An 18,132-nucleotide genomic window follows, 5' to 3' on the forward strand; every position below is an offset into this window, starting at 1 on the left:
GATATCGATATTCTAATTACAATTGCGAATGATTCTTATATGCATTCGCAATATCGCGCGGATCCGCTCACTCATAGAACGAACCTTACCTTCATGTTTCCTCGGGAAAATCATTCGAATTTCGGTCCACGCACAGCGGTTTCGCTGGCCGTTCAGCGACTTCTGGTGTCGCTGGTTGCCACGGCCGTCGTGCCGACGATCGTCTTTGCACAAACTGTCGAACCACCGCCGGCTGCCATGCCCCCGGACGGGGAAGCGGGCATGACCACCGGCACTCAAGCGCAATCGACCGTGTTGCCGACTGTGTCCATCAAGGCGACGGCGCTGCCCGGCGAGTTGCCCGCGCCGTACGCGGGTGGACAAATCGCCACCGGGGGCGGCATCGGCGTGCTGGGCACGGGCAAGGTGATGGATCAGCCGTTTGCCACAACGAATTACACCGGGCAGGCAATGGAAGACGGGCAGGCGCGCACGCTTGCCGACGTCGTCGTCAACAACGCATCGGTGCGCACCCAGCAGAGCAGCGGCGGTTTCGCCGACGTCTTTCAGATTCGTGGTTTCCCGGTCCAGGCTACGGATGTTGCGCTAAACGGCCTCTACGGCATGGTGTCGGCGAGCAGGATGCCCGTCAACCTGCTGGAGCGCGTTGAAGTGCTTCAAGGTCCGGGCACCCTGATGTACGGCATGGGGCCAAACGGCAGCATTGGCGGAGCGATCAATATCGTCACCAAGCGCGCCGATGACGAGCCGCTGACCCGTCTGACCGCGTTGTATCAGTCGAAGGGCCAGTTCGGCGTGCAGGCCGACGTCGGCCGCCGCTTTGGCGATGAAGGCCAATGGGGCATCCGGGTCAACGGAATGTACAAGGACGGCCAGACGGGCATTGCCCACGGCAATCAGAGTCAGGGCGACGGCTCCATCGGACTGGATTACCGCGGCAAGAAACTGCGGTGGTCGTTCGACGCGTACAACATCTCGGAAAATACCGACGAGTTCCGGCCGCAAATCGGTCTGGGCACGGCCACGTCCGTTCCGGCCGTCCCATCCGGCTACACCAATTTCTATCCTGGCTCGAAGCTGAAACTGCGTGACTCGGCGCTCACTACGCGGCTCGAGTACGACATCAACCAGTACTTCACCGTGTACGCGGCAGCGGGCGAGCACTACGGCACGTCCAGGCAGAATTTCCCGTACGCGTTCGGCATGACCTCTGCCGGCGACTTCTCGGTCTACAACGGCTACTACGACGCCTATAACCGCACCAAAACCGTCGACCTCGGCGTGCGCTCGCATTTCGATACGTTCGGCATTCACCACACACTGGTTGCCGGGCTGACCACGTTGAACCAGGAGCAAGGCTACTTCTATGCGTTGTCCGACACGACGGCGCCGTCCAACCTCTACAATCCGTCGCCGCTTCCGATGATGACGGCGCCCCGTGGCGAGCCGCAACGCTCCAGCCATCTGCGTCTGAACAGCCAGCAGTTGATCGATACGATGTCCCTCTGGAACAACCGCCTGCTGCTGACCGGCGGCTTGCGTCGTCAGACGATCGGTGCAGACAACTACGATCCGACCTCCGGTGCCCAGACGAGCACTTACGTGAAGCAGGCAATCACGCCGCTTGCAGGCATCGTGTTCAAACCGCTATCGAACATTTCCGTCTACGGCAATTTCACGTCCGGTCTGTCGGACGGCGGTACGGCGCCAGTCGGCACGGCCAACGCCGGACAAGCCTTCGCGCCTTACAAGTCGAATCAGTACGAGGCCGGCGTGAAAGCCGACTGGGGCCGCGTGATGACAACGGTGTCGGTTTTCCAGATCTCGCAGCCGAACGGCGTCACGAATCCGGCGACCAACATCTATGCGTACGACGGCCGCTCGAAGGTGCGCGGTCTCGAACTGGCTGCCTATGGAGAAGCGTTCCGTCATCTGCGCCTGATGGCGAGCGCGACGATCTATGACGCCAGGCTGGAGGGCACGGCGGGTGGCACCACCGACGGCAACGAGCCGGTGGGCATCCCGCACTACGCGCTCAACCTCGGTGCGGACTATGACTTGCCTTGGCTACCGGGTCTGGCGGTAAACGGCCGGATCATCCACACTGGTGCGCAGTACTATGACGCCGCCAATACGCTACGTCTGCCGTCGTGGACGCGCTATGACGTTGGTGTCCGGTACAGCGCGAAGATCGCGAGCAAAGACGTGGTGTTCCGCGCGAATGTCGAGAACCTCTTCGGCAGTCGCTACTGGATCCAGCAAGGCACCTATCTGACGACCGCCGCGCCGCGAACAGTGCTTCTGTCGGCGCAGATCGATTTCTGATCCTGGCGGCAGATATGCAACGGGCGTATGCGGAGATCGAAACGCGGATCGATGGCGGCACGATTTTATTGCAGGCCGAGCATTCAGGGAGTGTTGAACATGTTGATTGCGTTCGGAGGGCTACCCGGCACCGGAAAGACAACGGTAGCCCGAATGCTCGCTCGCAAGCTCGCTGCCGTTTATCTGCGCATTGATACGTTGGAGCAGGCGTTGATCGCATCCGGGAGCGGCGGCGCGGATATCGGACCTGCCGGCTACCTGGCCGCCTATGCCGTTGCGAAAGACAATTTATGCCTCGGGTTGACCGTTGTCGCGGACTCGGTCAACGCATTGCATGTGACGCGCGACGCCTGGAGACGTGTGGCGCTCGAAGCCGGTGTGCGCATCGTCGAGATCGAGCTGATTTGTTCTGATGCGACGGCGCACCGTCATAGGGTCGAGGGGCGACGGGCAGATATCCCCGATCACAAGCTGCCGACATGGCGGAGCGTGCTTGAACGCCAATATGATGCGTGGGAATCCGAGCATCTTGTGGTCGACACAGCTAACGTTTCGGTTGAGCAGGTCGTCGAAACTATCGCTCGTCAACTGTCGGTGTTACCCCCGGAGCAAAGCGTGTCACGCTCAGTGTGACGAAACGTACGTCGCATCGTCGAACGCTGCCGGAATGGCGAAGCTCTCGCGCATACGCTTCGTCTCCGCCGCTGGCGTCAAGCCAAAAAGCCGCTTGAACTCTCGGCTGAACTGGGACGCGCTCGTGTAACCCACGGCGTGGCTCGCGGCGTCCGCAGTCAACTCCTCGCGGATCATCAGTAGGCGAGCCTGATGCAAGCGGGTTGACTTCACGTACTGCATCGGAGAAACGTGTGTGATTGCCTTGAAGTGGCTATGGAAGCTCGGAACGCTCATTCCCGCTTCTTCTGCCAACTGCAACACGTCCAGCGGCTGCGCGTAGCCGGCATGGATGAGGCGTAGCGATCTGCCTATCCGGCCGAACTGGCCTCGCATCGCCAAAGCTTCGCGCATCGAGCTTCCCTGCTTTCCGGTGAGCACACGAAAATAAAGTTCGCGTAGCAGGCCCGGGCCCAATACAGCGGCTTCAAGCGGGCGATGCATCGCCTCAAGGAAACGCAGCACGGACGCCTGCATCGCGTCATCCATCGGCGTCGACATCATGCTTTGAGGCGCCTGCACGTGTTCCGTTACGCCTTCACGGTCGATCTGCCCGGCCAGTTCGGCAGCCAAGGTGAAATCGAGGTGGAGGTACAGCGCGAGCAGCGGGCGCTGCTGCGTGGCCTCGGTTTCCATGTTGAACGGAACAGGCGCGGCTACGGCCAGGTAGTGATGCTCGTCGTAGAGATAGAGATCGTTGCCGAAATAACCTCGCTTGCGGCCTTGGCAAACGATCACGATACCGGGGTCGTAGAGAACCGGTGTGCGTGACAGAGGCCGGTTTGACCGCAAGATGCGGACGCCCGGCAGCGCCGTGAGGTTGTAGCCCTCATCGGGTGCCAACGCGCGGAGCAGCGCAATCATGCGCTTCCGGGTTGCCGCGGAAAGATCCGGATTGTCCGTAGCGGCCTGCTTCGTGCTCATAGTTTTAGGCAAGAAAAATAGCGAAATATGGCTTAGACAGCCCCGTCATTAAGACTAGTATGCACTCTCCAGACAACATTCGGGAGAGGTTTAAATGGCATCCGGCAAAACTCTACTTATCACTGGCGTCAGCAGCGGCTTCGGCCGTGCGCTTGCAGGCGAGGCGTTGGCGGCGGGACATAAAGTCGTCGGTACAGTGAGAAGCGAGCAGGCAAAGCATGATTTCGAGGCGCTTTCTGCGAACGCGGCTTTGGGACGTGTACTTGACGTGACCGACTTCGATGCCGTTGGCGGCATCGTGGCGGAGATTGAGGCGACCGTCGGACCGGTTGACGTTCTGGTCAACAACGCCGGTTACGGACACGAAGGCATCATGGAAGAATCGCCTTTGTCCGAGATGCGCAGACAGTTCGATGTGAATGTGTTCGGCGCTGTCGCCATGATGAAAGCCGTGCTGCCCTTCATGCGTGAGCGCAGACGTGGCCACATTCTGAATATCACGTCGATGGGCGGCTATATCACCATGCCGGGCATCACGTACTACTGCGGAAGCAAATTCGCGCTGGAGGGCATTTCCGAGGCGCTTGGCAAAGAGGTCAAGCCTTTCGGCATCGCCGTCACAGCCGTCGCGCCTGGCTCGTTCCGCACCGACTGGGCGGGTCGCTCGATGACGCGAACAGCCCGTTCGATTGCGGATTACGACGCTATCTTCGACCCCATTCGCACAGCGCGTGAGGAGAAGAGCGGCAAGCAACTGGGCGATCCTCAAAAGGCGGCACGCGCGATGCTCGCAGCAATCGCCGCGGATTTCCCGCCCACGCATCTTTTACTCGGCAGCGATGCACTCGGGCTCGTGAGAGGTAAGTTGTCCGCATTGGAAAATGAGATTCGCGACTGGGAGTCTGTCACGGTCTCAACCGATGGCTGAAGATCGCTGGAGCCGAGCGCAATCGCAACTAGCGCTGCGATCGTGTGGTGTGCGGTTTGGCTCGGCGAATTTTTTGTGCAGGTTCGCTGCGAGCCGGCTCTACCGGATTTTGCGCCGCCGTTGCCATGATCCAGTCTTTAAATGCAATGACGGCGTCATCGTCCGCGCGATCGGTGTTCACGACCAATGTGTAGTCCGGTCCGCGCAACACCGGCTCCGATAGCGGACACACGAGACGCCCGGTTGCGATCTCGCGCTCAATAAGTGGCAGCGACGCTAACGTCACGCCGAGGCCTTCGGCCGCTGCGCCCAGTTGGAGGAAAACGTGATCGAAGTCGAGATGATGGGTACCCTGCAGGCCTGGCGCACCGGCCCCCCGTAACCAGTCGGACCAGGCTGTGCGCGTACTTGTGGAGTGAAGGAGCGTGTGATTTCGTAAATCGGCGACCGTCCTGATCGGGTGGCTTAGCAGCACCGCTGGATTGCAGGCGGGCAGGCGCAAGTCGGGCATCAGCGTCGTTGACATGAGGCCTGTCGCGTCCTCGGGTCCCGATCGCACGCCGACGTCGAATGCACCGCCGACATAGCGCAACTTGCGTGAGGTTGTGGAGAGCCGCACATCAATGTCCGGGTAGCGAGCCCGGAAATCCGCCAGGCGCGGTATTAGCCAGCACAAAGAGAAGCTCGCCAGCGCATTTACGCGCACGACGCCCGTGATACGACGCGTAATGGATTCCTGGCGCAGCCGGGTAACCGAACTGCTCAGGCGCGCAAATGCGCCTTTGACGTCATTGAGCAGAGCAGCGCCTTCGTCAGTAGGAACGACGCCGCGTGAACGGCGCTCAAAAAGCGGAACGCCGAACCAGTCTTCCAGCAAACGAATCTGTTTGCCGACCGCCCAGTGCGTGACGTGCAGGTCGCTCGCCGCAGCCGCGAAACTCCCCAGGCGGGCGACCGCCTCAAAGTGCCGCAACGCATTTAAGGGGGGCAACTTTTCCGCGTCTTTCCCCGCTCGTTTGTCTGTGTCCATATGGTGACTTTTTCTCCCGGCTGACTCAATTTTACGTCAGTTGTGGCGTGTTCTTGACGAACCTAGACTATGGGTGTCCCGCAACAAATGCTCAAGCTGTCGTCAAGGCCTGCGCTTCTGCGATTCAGTCGAACCATGAGACTTTTCTCCTTCTCCTCCCCAACGACAGGCGTAGCCGACGGACCCGGTCAGTCGACCTCCGTCTCACGCACGCGCGTATTGTGGCTCTCGTGTACGGCGCACGCGCTGCACGACGGGTACACCGACATGATCTACGCGTTGCTTCCCGTTTGGCAGGCGGACTTTGGACTCAGTTTCGGTGCCCTGGCCATGTTGCGCGGCATCTATGCGGGCACGATGGCGACGCTGCAATTACCCGCTGGACGCCTCGCACGCACATTGGGCACGCGCGCGACGCTTGCGTTCGGCACCTTTCTGGCCGCGCTGGGCTATGCCGTCGCAGGCCTGTCTGGAAGCCTGCTGGGCTTATGCGTCGCGCTCGCCATCTCGGGAAGCGGCTCGAGTACGCAACATCCCCTGGCTTCAGGCGCGGTCTCACGAGCATATGGACGCAACGCTCGAGGGCCGCTCAGCATCTACAATTTTTCAGGCGACCTCGGCAAATCCGCGCTTCCGGCGGCTATCTCGCTTCTCATTACCATCATGCCGTGGCGCCATGCGCTTTGGGCCGTGTCGACGATTGGCGTTTTAGTCGCAGTCGTGATTGCACTTTTTCTCCCATCGATACCGAGGGACGAGTATTCCCTGGAGGAAACGTCGAGCCAGAACAGCAACGGTTCGCGATCGGGCTTCTCACTGCTGTTGACGATCGGCGTACTCGACACAGCCGTGCGCATGGGGTTATTGACCTTCCTGCCATTCCTCCTGAAAACGAAAGGCATCTCGCAACCGATGATGGGCACGGCGCTCGCACTCGTCTTCATCGGTGGCGCCGCCGGCAAGTTCGTTTGTGGCTGGCTCGGCACGCGCGTGGGGGTAATCGGAACTGTGCTCGCAACCGAAGGCGGCACGGCAGCGTTGATCCTTGCCGTGATTTGCCTGCCACTGGCGCCCGCCATGATCTTGTTGCCGCTGCTTGGCGTGATGCTCAACGGCACATCGTCTGTTCTTTATGGCACGGTGCCTGAACTGACTTCGGTCGAGCGTACCGAGCGAGCGTTTGCGCTCTTTTATACCGGTACCATCGCTTCGGGCGCACTCTCGCCGATTGTTTACGGTTTTCTGGGTGACCGAATCGGCGTACATGGCGCCACTATTGCGACGGCGATCACAGCGCTGACCATCTTCCCTCTGGCGCTTGCCCTTCGTCCTCATCTGCGCACGACGTGAGCTTGCCAGGGACGCACCCCCGCTGTTATTCGGCCCGGGCAGGATGCATTTTTTTCACCATCACGTGGAGACTCACCAGATGAACACTGTTCCGCAGGCGCCGTTGATTCTGATAACGGGTGGAGGCCGGGGCGTAGGGGCGGCGACTGCGCGGCTTGCTGCCGCACAGGGTTACGACGTAGCGATAAGCTTCGTTTCCGACGAGTCCGCTGCCCTTGCGGTGGCGGCCGATGTGGAAGCTGCCGGGCGCCGGGCTTTACCGATGCGCGCAGACAGCGCAGATCCCGGGCAGGTCGCTCAGCTATTCGCCGCGATCGACCAGAAGTTCGGCCGGATCGATGTACTCGTGAATAACGCCGCGATAATTGCGCGGCAGTCCCGGCTGGAGGATCTCGAATTCGAGCGGATGCAGCGTGTCTTCGCGGTCAACTCGATAGGTCCTATCCTCTGTGCACAGCAGGCGGTGAAGCGGATGTCGCGTCGTTACAATGGCCGCGGCGGCGCGGTAATCAACATCTCGTCGGCATCGGCACGGCTTGGCAGTCCAAACGAATATGTCGACTATGCTGCCTCGAAGGGCGCGCTGGAGACATTCACTATCGGCTTCGCCAAGGAAGTCGCGCGGGATGGCATACGCGTCAACTGCATTCGCCCTGGGCACATCTACACGGACATGCATGCTAGCGGCGGAGAGCCGGGACGGGTGGATCGCGTCAAAGACTCGATACCGATGGGACGAGGCGGTCAACCTGAAGAGGTTGCGCGGGCGATTCTATGGTTGGCAAGCGCCGAGGCGTCCTTCATCACCGGCACCTTCCTCGATGTCACTGGCGGTAAGTGAGCAATAGGGGGCGGAGGCGGATTTCCCGAAACGCTGTCGCGGACACTGTGCGTGAACGCACCCGCGATCTACGGCGTCATCATTCGCCCTTAGCAACCACCGGGTGCGAAATCGACGTCCTTACTCTCGATGACTCCGCCAGTGCGGCCCGGTGCCCGTTGATTGCTCCAGTACAGATTAGTGTGCCTGATGACGGCATCCGGCGGCGGCGCGCCCCATTGCGTCAGGTCTTCCGTCGTATGGGCATCGCCGACGAGAAGCGCGTCATAGCCGCGTACGAGTGCGCCATGCAGTGTCGAGCGAACGCACATGTCCGTCTGTGCACCCGTCACGATGAGTTTGCCCACGCTCAGGCTCGATAACACCTGTTCGAGATCGGTGGCTTCAAACGCATCGCGATAACTTTTTTCAACGATCGATTCCCCCGCTGCCGGAACGAGTTCGGCAACGATCTGCCACCCTTCGCTACCGGCTTTCAGATCTTCGTCGGCGTGACGGATCCAGACGACCGGCACCTTGGCGCTGCGCGCCCGCGCAATGAGCGTGTTGACTGTGTCGAGCACCTCATCGCGCCGATAGGCGTTCGCGACGACTTCATTCTGAAGGTCGATAACGACAAGCGCGGTGTTGGAGCGATCGGCTAACGTAGTCATGAACAGGTACCTTTCAGCAAAAAACGTATCTTAGCCGGATCTGCTGCCGGTAACACGACAGGCCGCCTGGAAAATCGCAGGCGCAATCATCAACACCGGCGGATCACGGTCTGATAATCCCGGCTTGCTCAAAGTTGCGTGACGCACGGACGTGACGGAGTGGCATCTTCATGAAACAGATCGTCGAGATACTGTGCCAGTTCATCCGCTGCGACGAACGAAGGTATCTCGAACTCAGCACGACGGCGCTTACCCTCCTGGCCAAGCTGGAATGCCACCCAGCCATCATTGTTCATGGCGACTGCAATGATCCGGCCAAAAACATCGAAAAGATATTCGTCGGGCATGTCGAGGGCTCTCCGATCGCGTATATGTGACAACACGCTATCAAGCAAGGGAGTGGCGAAGGACTGGCGGCGATTGATGCTACTCAGTCGTTGCTATGCAGGCTCGTATTCAACCCGCCCCAGCGGGAGGAATCGGTTGGCAGTACCTCGACTGCACCGGTCTGACTGTTTCGACGAAATAGCAGGCCGGACTGACCGGACAGCTGTCTTGCCGACACGACAGTGCCATCGGGCATCTTCACCTTGGTACCGGCCGTGACGTAAAGACCGGCTTCGACGATACATTCGTCTCCCAGTGAAATGCCGATTCCAGCGTTCGCTCCCAGCAGGCTGCGCTCGCCGATGACGTTCTTGCTTTTACCGCCGCCCGATAGCGTTCCCATGATCGATGAGCCTGCGCCGACGTCCGAATTTTTGCCAACCGTAACGCCCGGCGTCACGCGGCCCTCAACCATCGACTCGCCAAGCGTGCCCGCATTGAAGTTGACGAAACCCTCATGCATCACCGTGGTGCCACTCGCCAGGTGGGCACCGAGCCTCACGCGATCCGCATCGGCTACCCGCACGCCCTCGGGTACGACGTAGTCCGTCATCCGGGGGAATTTATCTACCGAGGTCACCGTCAGATGGTGGTGCTCGGATGCCAGCCGGTCCCGGAGGTCATCGAGATTCGCAGGAAAAACGGCGCCTGCGGAGGTCCAGGCCACATTCGGCAAGAGGCCAAAAATGCCGTCGAGATTGATTTCGTTAGGTTTAACCGATCTCTCGGAGAGCAGATGCAAACGCAGATAGGCTTCCTCGGTCGAGACCGGAGGGGTTTCGAGCGATTCGATCACGACATCGACGAAATCACCCGAAATGACGCCGACTTTTTCGGCGAGGCAACCGCGCTTCTTTCCGGCGCCAGTAGCGGGGAACCAGACGTCAATGGTCTTGCCTGTAGCCGTGTCGCGATACCTGTGGCCGGTTCGTTGAATAGCCATCGAAGATTCCTCTTTCGAAATGTGGCGATTGATCTGGAAACACCGGCTGCGGAGACTATAGTTTGCAACCGGAGGCTCGGAGCATCATAGCTGAACGTTCGCCCGGTGCCGGCGGGTGACATAGTGTGAACGGCCGCTTTGGCGCGGCCCCCGAAAGACCCCTGACCATCTCTGACCATGAAAGAAAGGAGAGACCTCATGCCGAGCCCTGAGCGAGTGCAGCCGGCTACGCTTGTCGACTATGTCTGGCGCGTGGTGCTTCGCCTCGGATTCCGGCTCGCTCGCGCCTGGTGGCACCTCCGGCGGCCTCGCCATGAGGGAGCGCTAGTAGCAATCTACGTCGGGCGGGCGCTGTTGCTGGTGAAGTCATCGTACCGGGCCGAATGGAATTTGCCCGGCGGCAGTGTCCGGCCCGGTGAGACACCCGATGCCGCCGCGCAGCGCGAAATGGAGGAGGAGATTGGTCTCCCGTCGCACCCATTACGCCCCGCGGGCAGCGTCTGCGGCATCTGGGACGGGAGAAGAGACCGGGTGCACTTCTTTGAACTGCACCTCGATTGCATGCCCGAGCTGCGGCTCGATAATCGTGAGATTGTCGCCGCGCGTCTGGCATCGCCGGAGGAATTGCACGGCATCGCGCTGACTGAGCCGGTCGCGGCGTATCTCCGCAAAGATCTCTGCTGTTAGTTGGCCCTGTTCCTGTCACCCTTGTCTTTGTCGTGCACGGTAAGCGTATGCGCACTGCCGTGGACACCTGTTCCAGGTACGATAGCGACCGGGCAGGTACAGTCCTTATCAGAGCAGAGCCGGCGCCCATGCTCTGCGTTGATCATTCAAGTGGACCGCAGGTAAGGCTGTTAGCAAACAGGAGAACTATGAGAGTCGTTGTGCTAGGAGGGTATGGAAACTTTGGTGCTCGCATCTGCCGTGCGCTGGCCGGCGACTCAGACATTGAGCTCATCGTCGCCGCTCGAGACGAAGAGCGTGCAAGGGGATTCGCTGCCACGTTGCCGGGGAGCTCCCGCGCAGTTCGGCTGGATACATGTGCAGCAGAATTCTCCGAGCGTCTGGATGCCGTGGGTGCCCAACTGGTGATTCATACTGCGGGTCCATTTCAGGGGCAAGGCTATGAGGTCGCTCAGGCCGCCGCACGATCTGGAGCGCACTATATCGATCTCGCAGACGGCCGCCGGTTCGTGTGCGATTTCGCTCGCACCCTCGACGCCCCGTTCAAAGCTGCGGGGCGCATCGGCATAAGCGGCGCCAGCACCTTGCCGGCGCTTTCGTCAGCGGTTGTCGACGAACTGCGAGGCCGCTTCGCCGACCTTCATTCAATCGACGTATGTATCGCGCCGGGCCAACAGGCGCCCCGCGGCGAGGCCACCCTTGCCGCAGTTCTCTCTTATTGTGGCGAAGGCGTGTCCGTGTGGCGCGAAGGTCAATGGCAGCAGTTGATTGGCTGGGCAAAACCGACGCCGGTGCATTTCGCTCACATGCCTTCGCGGCTGGGTGCGCTGTGCGATGTTCCGGACCTGGAGCTGTTTCCTCAGCGCTATGACGTCACACAAAACGTGATCTTTCGGGCGGCGCTTGAAGTCGCACTAACGCAGCGCATGTTCGGACTTCTCGCTGTGGTGCGAAGGTGGCGCCTGTTAAATGACACAGCCACGCTCGCTCGATGGCTGCATCGCACAGGACCGTGGTTTGACCGCTTTGGCTCCGGGCTTGGGGGTATGTTTGTTCGCCTTACCGGTGTTTCGCCGGAAGGCAAGCCACTGCAACTGGAATGGCACCTAAGCGCAGATAACAACCACGGTCCAGAAATCCCTTGCATGCCCGCCATTTTGCTTGCGCGCAAGCTCGCTCGCGGCGAAGCATTTCCCGCAGGCGCGTTGTCCTGCATCGGTCTGCTACAACTCAGAGAGTTTGAGCCCGAGTTCGATCGTTGGGGCATCCGAACCGAGCTTGTCGAGCGGAGCGCCTCCGGTGAATGAGCGCTCCTCAGTCAGGCTATTTTTTGACCTCGAGGCAAAAAACTCGATGTATGCGGTGTGCGCTGCAAGATCGTAGTTAACACCGGCGGATTCAAACTCATCGAGATTGCTGCGTGAGCATCAGATTCAGGTTCTGAACCGCTGCGCCGGATGCGCCTTTGCCAAGATTATCGAAAACCGCGGACAACAGGACGTGCCCGTGCTCCATGTTAGGAAACACGCTTAGGCGCATATCGTTAGTACCGTTCAGCACTTGCGGATCCAGTTGCTTCAAGACGCACGATTCGTGCAGCGGCAAGACATGTACGTGGGCCGCCTCGGCATAGTGGCGTGCAAGGCACGCGTGTAACGTAGCGCCATCCACGCCGGGGGCCAGCAGCCGTAACGCCAGGGGCACTGTCAGCACGATGCCCTGGCGGAACGAGCCATACGCAGGGACGAAGATGGGACGCTGCGCGAGCCCGGCGTGCTGCTGGATCTCCGGGGTGTGCTTATGCGCGAGTTCCAGGCCATATACCAGGTAGGAAGACGCGTTGCCGGCACCGTGCCCCTCATGCTCTTCCACGCCGGCACGCCCACGTCCGGAGTAGCCGGACACCGCATGAATGCTGACAGGGTAGTTGTCAGGAATGAGCCCGGCCTGCAACAGCGGACGCAGCAAGCCAATTGCACCGGTCGGATAGCAACCGGGATTGGTAACCCGGCGTGCGTTCGCAATGCGCTCAGCCTGTCCCGCCGCCATTTCCGGAAAGCCGTATGTCCAGCCCGGCTGCGTGCGGTGGGCGGAACTTGCGTCGATGACTCTCACGGCAGGATTAACGATGGCGTCCACCGCCTCGCGCGCGGCGGCGTCAGGCAAGCAGAGGATGGCGATGTCGCAGGCGTTGATGGCCTCTGCGCGACGCCGCGGATCTTTGCGTTCCGCGGCGGGAAGCGTGACCAGTTTCAGATCGGTCCGGTTGCGCAGCCGTTCGTGGATTTGCAACCCGGTGGTGCCTTGGTCGCCGTCGATGAAAACAACGGGTGAGCTCATGCGTGAAATCCTTCGGTGACTAGGTTGTAGTAAGTAGCGCGAGCCCCTATGTTCCATGCACGGTTAGAATAGAGAAAGTTGAATTTCACAACGTGGACATTCAGTTTTTCTGAATCTGGACGCCGACATGCGAGAGATCAGTCTGGACCGCTTGCGAACCCTGGTCGCCATTACCGACCATGGCTCATTTGCCGATGCGGCGCGTGCATTGCATCTGGCGCCGCCAACCGTCAGCCTCCACATCGCTGAACTCGAAGACCGCATTGGGGCTCCACTCCTGTCACGCAAGCGCGGACATGTAAAGCCGTCGGCGATAGGAGAGGTGCTGGTCGAGCGCGCGCGTCGGCTGCTGGCGGATGCGGAGCAGGCGTTAGACGATATTCAACGGCAGGTGGAGGGGCTCGAAGGGCGCGCGCGGCTCGGTGCGTCGACCGGTGTGATCGCGCATCTGTTGCCACAAGCGCTTGAGGTGCTGCGCCAGCACCATCCCGCTATCGACATTCAGATTGCGGTACTCACGTCGCATGAAACGCTGTCCCGACTGGCGGACGGAACGCTGGATGTTGGGCTGGTCGCGCTGCCTCAGCCCCCGGTGGCCGGACTCGTAATAAAGCCTTGGCGCCGCGACCCGGTAATGGCCTTTGTGCCGGCGCATTGGCGCTGTCCCGCCCGCGTCACGCCTGAATGGCTCGCCGCCCAGCCTCTCATTCTCAATGACGCGACCACGCGCCTCTCGCGTCTGACAACGGAGTGGTTCGCGACCGGCGGGCACCATCCTGCGCCGCGCATTCAGCTCAACTACAACGACGCGATCAAGAGTCTGGTAGCGGCAGGTTACGGCGCAGCGCTGTTGCCACACGAGGCTACGACGCCATTGCCCGACAAGCGCATTGTCATGCGTCCGCTGCGCCCGGCGTTGTGGCGTCGGCTCGGCATTGCGCATCGTGCAGGACACGTTGAGCGGTCCACGCAACACGTGCTGGATGTGTTGTGGAGTCTGCGATTGGCGTAGGCGTTGCCATTTGCCGCTGTCCAGCTTCGCTTCGCCGATGCTGGGACAGTGGCCTCATTGCACGCCCACGCGACATCTCAATCTTCCCTCGCCAGCCACACACCATGAAACCCGGCTGGAATCCGCGTCGGCAGATGTACCGTTGCGACCGGTCCTGCGGCGACGTCACACGCATCGAGTACGACTACATCGCTGGTATCCGTCGCATGCCGATACACGCAACACAGCAACCAGCCATCGTCTTCCTGCGTCGCCTCACGCCGCGGCACAAAAACCGGTTCGCTGTTCTGATCCCCTGATGGCGGCTCATATCGTTCGAGCTTGCCGCTGTGCCAGTCATGCCGCACGATTCCACGGATCTCGAAAGGCGTCGGCTGCGCGGCCGCGTACAGGTACCGATATGGCTGACCGGTCGACTGCTCGTTGATCCGCGGCAGCTCGATACCGCTGTCACCGGCTTGCCCTTCGTGCACCACCCCCGAGCTCAGATCAATCCGGTATCGCCACAGCATCCCGAGCGGATTTTCTTCGAACGCGGTTCCGTCCGGGGTGAGCCGCAGAAACCACGGATACCGGACGACATCGAGGACGATCGTCGTCTCATCCATGTCGTACGCGTTGACGACATGTTGAATGAAGCACGGCGCAATCGTGAACCAGCGCATCTGGCCGCCGTGGCGCGGGATCACGCCGAGCCGCGCGTCGCGTTCGTCATGCCAGCGCAACGGCATCCGGTGTCCGCGCGCAAGCATCGAGAAGTCGTAGGCAACGTTCAGATCGAACAGGATGCTGTGCGTGGCGGTAATCGCCAGGTCGTGCATCATCGACGGAGACTGCAGCGCAATCTCGACATCGACGATCGGCTTGCCCGTTGCATCGGCCACGCCATAGCGCAGGAATGGCGCATTCCAGTCGGCGCGGAACAGCACAAGCTCGCCGGTGCGCGGATCGATTTTTGGGTGGGCGGTCATGCCGCCTGTAATGCCCGGATGCCGGCGCGCCGGTCCGAGCGTATCGAGCGTTGGCGTGATTGCAAGTGGCGCTCCACCTTCGGCCAGCGCGAGTATTTCGTTTGCATGCCGGATCACGTTGACGTTCGGATTGGTATCCGGCCATGACGTCGCACTCTCCGGCACGTGCGCGCGTGCCCATCGTTGCGTGCGCAGCCAGCGGTTGCGATAGCCGGTCGCGCGGCCGCGCTCGAAGGTGATTCCGTGAAGCATCGCGGCCTCTGGCCACCATGAAAGCACGCCGCTACCCTCGAAATGTCCCGACACCGGATTGGGGCCGTTGCGCACGAGCACGCCGTCGAGATCGTCCGGCACGGTACCCGTCACGCTGAGTTCGACGAGATCAATTTCATGTGCGACCGGCGCAATTGCGCCGGCATTCAGGTCAAGGGCTGTCATCGCAATCGGTCCGAAGTCGAAAGCGACAATTTATATCCGGGTAAAATTATTGTCAATATTATCCGGGTATAAATAATATCCAACATCGGACCGAGGGTTGTGTGCCGCACGTCATGCGGCCGCCGTGGCGGTTTATTCGCGACCGCCGATGGCCACCCGGCGGCGCAGACCAGGGCGCGCTTCCCGCACGCCTGGATCCGAAGAGAAGGCCAGCAGATTTCGACACTGGATCTGTTTGGCGACAACTACGCATTGCGTGAGAAACGCTGCCCCAGTTCGCGCAGCCATGTCAGAAAGGTATTGATGGCGGGGTCCTCAAGGCGTGCATTGTGGACGTAGCTGCAGTAGCGCCATGCAGGCAAGGCCGGCCCGTCGAACGGAAACACGAGACGGCCCTCCTCGACATCGAGCGCTACAAGCGCGGTCGGGCCCATCGCAATACCTAAGCCGTCAATGGCGGCCTGCAGGGTCAAATAAAAGTGATCCAGTTGCTGCGAATGACGTGCGGCAAGCTGAGGGTTGCCGCACGCCGCAAGCCATTCGGCCCAAAGGCCGGGATAGGTTGCCGTGTGCAGCAGGGTGTGATGCGCCAGGTCTGAGACATGACGTATCGGATGAGACTCCAACACCTTGGGCGAGCACACCGGCAAGCGGACTTCCGACAGAAATTCGCTAACTACGTACCCTGCCGGTTTCTGCTCGCCGCCGCGAATCGCCACATCGCATTCGTCGCGTAGCCTTTCGATCGGTTCAGCCGAAGTAGTCAGCCGGACTTCCACCGACGGATTGATCAACTGGAAGTTGGAAAGCTGCGGCAATAGCCATCGCAACGCGAAAGTAGTCGGCGCATTGACCCTGATGATCTGCTGCCGCGTGACCCGGAGCTGTTCATTGGTGGCCAGCGCGATGCGGTCGAGCGCCGCCGATATCTCTGACAGATAAGTGCGTCCCGGTGCGGTCAGTACGACCCTTCGGCCGCGGCGTTCAAACAGGTTGTGTCCGAGCCAGGCTTCCAGTTGCCCCACTTGCCGGCTAACGGCCCCGTGCGTGACGCACAGCTCGTCGGCGGCGGCTGAAAAGCTCTCGAACCTGGCGGCGGCTTCGAACACGCGCAGTGCGTTTAACGGTGGCAGGCGACGTGGCATGGCCAATCTCTATGTGATTTTTCCTGACAAGCGTGATGAGTTTATATGCATTTTCGTGAGCACTATAGTCCCCTATATTCACCTGGTTGGCAGCAGATCGGGTTCTCGATCTGTTCAATTAAGTCACCAGGAAGACTACCGAATGTCGAATGTTGTTGTGGTTGGCGCGCAGTGGGGCGATGAGGGGAAAGGCCGGATTGTGGATTGGCTTGCCGAGAAGGCGGACATCGTTGCCCGCTACAACGGCGGCCACAACGCCGGCCATACGCTTGTGGTCGACGGTCAGACGTACAAACTGGCGCTGCTTCCCAGCGGTATCGTGCGCGGCAAGCCGGGTCTGATCGGCAACGGTGTTGCCCTTGACCCGGAGGCGCTGCTCGCGGAGATCGACCGCATGGCCGCGCTGGGCATTCGCGTAACGCCCGAGGTGTTGCAGATCGCTGAAACGGCCACGCTTGTGCTGCCGCTTCATCGTGCGATCGACGCCGCTCAGGAACGCTTGCGCGCCAAGCCGATCGGCACCACGCTACGCGGTATCGGTCCGGCATACGAAGACAAGGTTGGGCGCCGAGGCTTGCGCGTTTGCGATCTTGCAGAACCCGAACTGTTCGCCGAAAAGCTCGATGCATTGCTTGAGCACCATAACGCGTGGTTCCGCGGCCTCGGTCTGGAGCCTTTCCAGCGGGATCCAATGTTGAGCGATCTGCTTGCCATGGCGCCAAGAATCTTGCCCTTCATGGGACGCGTCTGGGAGCAACTCGACAACGCGCATGCCTCGGGCAAGCGCACGCTGTTCGAGGGCTCGCAAGCCGTGATGCTCGACGTGGATTGGGGCAGCTATCCGTATGTGACGTCGTCGAGCACTGTCGCCGCTGGCGCGGCCAGTGGCACCGGTATCGCCCCTTCTCACCTTGGGCAGGTACTTGGCGTTAGCAAGGTCTATGCAACGCGTGTTGGCGAAGGCCCGTTCACGTCTGAAGTCGACGGAACACTCGGCGAGGTGCTCCGGCAGCGCGGCGGCGAGTATGGCGTCAACACCGGCCGCCCGCGTCGCTGCGGTTGGCTGGACACAGTGCAACTGCGGCAGAGCTGCAAGGTCGCCGGCATCAACCTGCTGGCGCTGACCAAGCTCGATGTGCTCGATGGCTTCGATTCGATCTACGTGTGCGTAGGCTACGAGCTCGACGGGAAGCGCATCGACTACATGCCGTTCACCAACGCCGGGCAGCAACGCCTGCAGCCGGTTCTCAAGCGTTTTGATGGTTGGGACGGTTCGACCCGGGGTATCCGCTCTTATGGCGATCTGCCGCGTCAGGCCGCGGCGCTGATTGAAGCGATTCAGCAGGAGGTTGGCATTCCGGTGTCAGTGGTCACCACGGGCCCGGAGCGTGACGACGCGATTGTCTTGCGATCCCCATTCGCGGAAACGGACGGCATGGCAATCTGATCGACTCACGCCGGCGATTTCGATCCGGTTGACGGACTC

The 18,132-nt window shown here is 60.8% G+C and carries 17 protein-coding genes; 9 read left to right on the forward strand and 8 right to left on the reverse strand.

Annotated features, from left to right (window positions below):
• Nucleotides 1-93: 93 nt before the first annotated feature.
• Together GH665_RS22565 and GH665_RS22570 are read left to right on the forward strand one after the other, a co-directional pair.
• On the forward strand, nucleotides 94-2,325 hold the full coding sequence (locus tag GH665_RS22565; protein WP_153139054.1) for a TonB-dependent receptor: 2,232 nt from the start codon (nucleotides 94-96) through the stop codon (nucleotides 2,323-2,325).
• A gap of 99 nt (nucleotides 2,326-2,424) precedes the next feature.
• A complete protein-coding gene (locus GH665_RS22570) occupies nucleotides 2,425-2,958 on the forward strand; it encodes a P-loop nucleotide/nucleoside kinase family protein (protein WP_153139056.1) in 534 nt (177 codons plus the stop codon).
• On the opposite strand, the gene GH665_RS22575 is transcribed toward GH665_RS22570, so the two are convergent.
• Nucleotides 2,950-3,921, reverse strand: coding sequence for an AraC family transcriptional regulator (locus tag GH665_RS22575; RefSeq protein ID WP_153139057.1), 972 nt, complete (start codon nucleotides 3,919-3,921; stop codon nucleotides 2,950-2,952). The genes GH665_RS22570 and GH665_RS22575 overlap by 9 nt on opposite strands.
• A gap of 94 nt (nucleotides 3,922-4,015) precedes the next feature.
• Between GH665_RS22575 and GH665_RS22580 the strand changes: the two genes are divergently transcribed.
• A complete protein-coding gene (locus GH665_RS22580) occupies nucleotides 4,016-4,849 on the forward strand; it encodes an oxidoreductase (RefSeq protein ID WP_153139059.1) in 834 nt (277 codons plus the stop codon).
• A gap of 28 nt (nucleotides 4,850-4,877) precedes the next feature.
• Here GH665_RS22580 and GH665_RS22585 read toward each other — a convergent pair whose 3' ends face one another.
• Nucleotides 4,878-5,879, reverse strand: a complete 1,002-nt coding sequence (locus GH665_RS22585) for a LysR substrate-binding domain-containing protein (protein ID WP_153139060.1) — start codon at nucleotides 5,877-5,879, stop codon at nucleotides 4,878-4,880.
• 135 nt (nucleotides 5,880-6,014) lie between these two features.
• Between GH665_RS22585 and GH665_RS22590 the strand changes: the two genes are divergently transcribed.
• Entirely contained in the window at nucleotides 6,015-7,229 is a 1,215-nt protein-coding gene (locus tag GH665_RS22590; protein ID WP_153139062.1) for an MFS transporter, read from the forward strand.
• Between the two features lie 79 nt (nucleotides 7,230-7,308).
• Complete coding sequence (locus GH665_RS22595) at nucleotides 7,309-8,070, forward strand: SDR family oxidoreductase (protein ID WP_153139064.1); 762 nt, start codon at nucleotides 7,309-7,311, stop codon at nucleotides 8,068-8,070.
• 89 nt (nucleotides 8,071-8,159) lie between these two features.
• Here GH665_RS22595 and GH665_RS22600 read toward each other — a convergent pair whose 3' ends face one another.
• The 3 genes from GH665_RS22600 to GH665_RS22610 all read right to left on the reverse strand — a co-directional run bounded on the left by GH665_RS22600 (nucleotide 8,160) and on the right by GH665_RS22610 (nucleotide 10,053).
• Entirely contained in the window at nucleotides 8,160-8,723 is a 564-nt protein-coding gene (locus tag GH665_RS22600; RefSeq protein ID WP_153139066.1) for a cysteine hydrolase family protein, read from the reverse strand.
• A gap of 128 nt (nucleotides 8,724-8,851) precedes the next feature.
• On the reverse strand, nucleotides 8,852-9,070 hold the full coding sequence (locus GH665_RS22605) for a DUF7661 family protein (RefSeq protein ID WP_153139068.1): 219 nt from the start codon (nucleotides 9,068-9,070) through the stop codon (nucleotides 8,852-8,854).
• An 83-nt stretch (nucleotides 9,071-9,153) separates the two neighbouring features.
• Entirely contained in the window at nucleotides 9,154-10,053 is a 900-nt protein-coding gene (locus GH665_RS22610; RefSeq protein ID WP_153139070.1) for a DapH/DapD/GlmU-related protein, read from the reverse strand.
• A 198-nt stretch (nucleotides 10,054-10,251) separates the two neighbouring features.
• Between GH665_RS22610 and GH665_RS22615 the strand changes: the two genes are divergently transcribed.
• Both GH665_RS22615 and GH665_RS22620 read left to right on the forward strand, forming a co-directional pair.
• Nucleotides 10,252-10,740, forward strand: coding sequence for an NUDIX domain-containing protein (locus GH665_RS22615; RefSeq protein WP_153139072.1), 489 nt, complete (start codon nucleotides 10,252-10,254; stop codon nucleotides 10,738-10,740).
• A 188-nt stretch (nucleotides 10,741-10,928) separates the two neighbouring features.
• Nucleotides 10,929-12,047, forward strand: a complete 1,119-nt coding sequence (locus GH665_RS22620) for a saccharopine dehydrogenase family protein (protein WP_153139074.1) — start codon at nucleotides 10,929-10,931, stop codon at nucleotides 12,045-12,047.
• 97 nt (nucleotides 12,048-12,144) lie between these two features.
• On the opposite strand, the gene argC is transcribed toward GH665_RS22620, so the two are convergent.
• Complete coding sequence (argC, locus tag GH665_RS22625) at nucleotides 12,145-13,080, reverse strand: N-acetyl-gamma-glutamyl-phosphate reductase (protein WP_153139076.1); 936 nt, start codon at nucleotides 13,078-13,080, stop codon at nucleotides 12,145-12,147.
• 127 nt (nucleotides 13,081-13,207) lie between these two features.
• Between argC and GH665_RS22630 the strand changes: the two genes are divergently transcribed.
• Nucleotides 13,208-14,092, forward strand: a complete 885-nt coding sequence (locus GH665_RS22630) for a LysR family transcriptional regulator (protein WP_153139078.1) — start codon at nucleotides 13,208-13,210, stop codon at nucleotides 14,090-14,092.
• A 77-nt stretch (nucleotides 14,093-14,169) separates the two neighbouring features.
• Here the strand turns inward: GH665_RS22630 and GH665_RS22635 are convergent, their stop codons facing one another.
• A complete protein-coding gene (locus GH665_RS22635; RefSeq protein WP_153139080.1) occupies nucleotides 14,170-15,501 on the reverse strand; it encodes a carotenoid oxygenase family protein in 1,332 nt (443 codons plus the stop codon).
• 245 nt (nucleotides 15,502-15,746) lie between these two features.
• Nucleotides 15,747-16,646 carry a transcriptional regulator GcvA gene (gene gcvA, locus GH665_RS22640; RefSeq protein WP_153139081.1) on the reverse strand — a complete coding sequence of 300 codons (900 nt, stop codon included), beginning with the start codon at nucleotides 16,644-16,646 and terminating at the stop codon, nucleotides 15,747-15,749.
• A gap of 142 nt (nucleotides 16,647-16,788) precedes the next feature.
• On the opposite strand from gcvA, the gene GH665_RS22645 reads away from it, so the two are divergent.
• Nucleotides 16,789-18,093, forward strand: coding sequence for an adenylosuccinate synthase (locus GH665_RS22645; protein WP_153139084.1), 1,305 nt, complete (start codon nucleotides 16,789-16,791; stop codon nucleotides 18,091-18,093).
• Nucleotides 18,094-18,132 lie beyond the last annotated feature (39 nt).

The organism is Paraburkholderia agricolaris (assembly GCF_009455635.1).
Lineage (GTDB): Bacteria > Pseudomonadota > Gammaproteobacteria > Burkholderiales > Burkholderiaceae > Paraburkholderia > Paraburkholderia agricolaris.